Below are 3,335 nucleotides of genomic sequence, written 5' to 3' on the forward strand. Positions count from 1 at the left end.
CGAGGGCGGTTTGCAGATCGACCAGGGCCCGGTACGCGGCACGACCGCGCTGCTGCCGATCCAGCAATGGTTCTTCGAGACTCCGGTACCGGAGCGGCATCACTGGAACCAGTCGGTGCTGCTCAAGCCATTGAAGACCCTGAGCGCCAAGGCATTGGAGCAGGGCTTGCATGCCTTGCTCGAACATCACGACGGCCTGCGGCTGAATTTTGTTGAGAAAACCCCAGCCTGGGTCGCAACTTATACGCCGGTGGGGCAAGTGACCTCGGCGCCGTTGGCAGCGATGCAAACCGATGCGTTGTTGTGGCTGGCGGACAATGTCACCGAAGGTTCGCTGCCATCCTTGTGCGATGCGGCGCAACGCAGTCTTGAGCTGCAACAGGGGCCTTTGCTGCGCGCAGTGCTCTTCACTCTGCAAGACGGCTCCCAGCGCTTGCTGCTGGCTATCCATCACCTGGTGGTGGATGGAGTGTCCTGGCGAGTGCTGCTGGAGGATCTGCAGCAAGCCTTGGCGCAGCAAGCCGCCGGGCAAGCCATCAAGCTGCCGGCCAAGACCAGTTCTTTCCAGTCTTGGGCTGGGCAATTGCAGGCCTATGCCGGCAGCGCGGCGTTGCAGCAGGAGCTGGGTTACTGGCAGGCGCAGCTACAAGGCGTAGAGTCGGACTTGCCCCGTGATCGGGCCACCGGCCAGACAGTGCTCCAGGATGCGCTGAGCGTCAGCACCGAGCTGGACCAGATTCATACCCAGCGTTTGTTGCAAGATGCCCCAGCGGCTTACCGCACCCAGATCAATGACCTGCTGCTCACCGCCCTGGCCCGGGTCATCACCCGCTGGACTGGCCAGGACAGCGCCCTGGTGCAGTTGGAAGGCCACGGCCGTGAGGAGCTGTTCGACAGCATCGACCTGAGCCGCACCGTGGGTTGGTTCACCAGCGTGTTCCCGGTGAAGCTGACGCCGCAGCCGGCCCTGGCCGACTCGATCAAGTTCATCAAGGAGCAACTGCGCGCGGTACCGAACAAGGGCCTGGGTTTTGGTGCCCTGCGTTACCTGGGGGATGAGGCCGCACAACAGACCCTGGCCGCGCTGGCGGTGCCGCGCATCACCTTCAATTACCTGGGCCAGTTCGACGGCAGCTTCGACAAGCCGGATGCCTGGTTTGCCCCGAGCGCTGAAGCCAAGGGTCGCGATCAGGACGCTCAGGCTCCACTAGGCAACTGGTTGAGCATCAACGGCCAGGTCTATGGCGGCCAATTGAAACTGGGCTGGACTTTCAGCCAGGCGATGTTCGATAGCACGACCATCCAGCGCCTGGCGGATGACTATGCTGACGAACTCAAGGCTCTGGTAGAGCACTGCAGCCAGCCGGAGCACCGCGGCGTGACCCCTTCGGACTTCCCGTTGGCAGGCCTGAACCAGCAGCAATTGGACCAACTGCCACTGGCGCTGGCAGAGGTCGAAGACCTCTATCCACTGTCGCCGATGCAGCAGGGCATGCTGTTCCACACCCTCTACGAGCAGGGCGCGGGCGATTACATCAACCAACTGCGGCTGGACGTGGATGGGCTGGAGCCTGAGCGTTTCCGCCAGGCTTGGCAGGCGGCCATCGACAGCCATGACATCCTGCGCAGTGGTTTCCTCTGGCAGGGCGAATTGCCTGCGCCGATCCAGGTAGTGAGCAAGCGTGCCCACCTGGACTTTGTCGAGCATGACTGGCGGGCAACCGAGTTCGCGCCAGCAGCCCTGGATGGCTTGGCCGAGGAAGAGCGCCTGCGGGGCTTCGACTTGCTGACCGCGCCGCTGCTACGCCTGACCTTGGTGCGTACCGGTGAGAAGCGCCACCACCTGATCTATACCAACCACCACATCCTGATGGATGGCTGGAGCAACTCGCGATTGCTGGGTGAAGTGCTGCAACGCTATGCAGGACAGTTCGCGAGCCAGGTGCCCGGGCGCTATCGTGACTACATCGCTTGGTTGCAACGCCAGGATGCAACGCTCAGCGAGCATTTCTGGAAGCAGCAACTGGCGACTCTGGATGAGCCGACCCGATTGGCCCAGGCCATTAGCCGTAGTGATCAGGCGCCGACTGGCCAAGGCTACGCCGCCTATCAGCAGCACCTGGACCTACAACAGACCCAGCGCTTGAGCGAGTTCGCCCGACAGCAGAAGGTCACGGTCAACACCTTGGTGCAAGCGGCCTGGTTGCTGCTGTTGCAGCGCTATACCGGGCAGGACACGGTGGTGTTCGGTGCCACGGTGTCTGGCCGCCCGGCGGAACTCAAGGGCGTGGAGCAGCAGATCGGCCTGTTCATCAACACCTTGCCGGTGGTGGCTGCGCCGCGTCCGGACATGCCGGTCGGCGATTGGCTGCAATTGGTGCAGGAGCGCAACCTGGCTTTGCGCGATTTCGAGCACACACCGTTGTACGAAGTGCAGCGCTGGGCCGGCCTGGGAGGCGAGGCCCTGTTCGACAACATCCTGGTGTTCGAGAACTACCCGGTATCCGAGGCCCTTGCGCAAGGCGCACCGGCGCAATTGAGCTTTGGCGTAGCTGCCAACCATGAGCAGACCAACTATCCCCTGACGCTGTCGGTCTACCTGGGGCAGACCTTGGCGTTCGACTACAGCTATGCCCTGGAGCATTTCGGCCAGGCGAATATCCAGCAATTGGCGGCTTATCTGCAGCAGTTGCTGATGGTCATGGTGGACCAGCCGCAATGCAGCATTGGCGAGCTGTCTTTGATCGGCGCCACCGAGCGTGGCTTGATCGAGCAGCAGCGTAGTCGTACCCCGGCGCGACATCTGTCGCCGCTCTGCGTCCAGCAGTTGTTCGAGATGCAGGCCGAGCGGACCCCTGATGCGCTGGCGCTGTTGTGCGCCGGCCAGCAACTGGGTTACGGCCAGCTCAACCAGCGGGCCAACCAGTTGGCCCACAAGCTGATCGAGCTGGGGGTGGGCCCGGATGTTCGGGTGGGTATCGCCGTGGAGCGTGGCTTGGAGATGATCGTCGGCCTGCTGGCGGTGCTCAAGGCGGGCGGCGCCTATGTGCCTCTGGACCCTGAATATCCCCAGGATCGCCTGCACTACATGATGCAGGACAGCGGGATCCAGCTACTGCTGACCCAGTCTCCGTTGCTGGAGCGCCTGCGCGGCGCCGTAGAAATACCCCATCTGTGCCTGGACCCGTATCAGCAGGGCCTTGAAGGCTATTCCCTGGATAATCCGTCGCCACGGGCGCAAGCCGACAATCTGGCCTATGTGATGTACACCTCGGGCTCCACTGGCCGGCCCAAGGGTGTGGGTATCAGTCATAACGCCTTGAGCCAGCATGCCC

1 protein-coding gene is annotated in these 3,335 nt (G+C 62.8%); it reads left to right on the forward strand.

Annotation, left to right across the window (positions count from 1 at the left end; all coding sequences use genetic code 11):
* Positions 1–3,335 (forward strand): condensation domain-containing protein (locus tag GDH07_RS32170; protein ID WP_152899893.1); only part of this gene is annotated, 3,335 nt, incomplete at both ends.

Origin of the sequence: Pseudomonas piscis (genome assembly GCF_009380155.1) — a bacterium.
GTDB lineage: Bacteria > Pseudomonadota > Gammaproteobacteria > Pseudomonadales > Pseudomonadaceae > Aquipseudomonas > Aquipseudomonas piscis.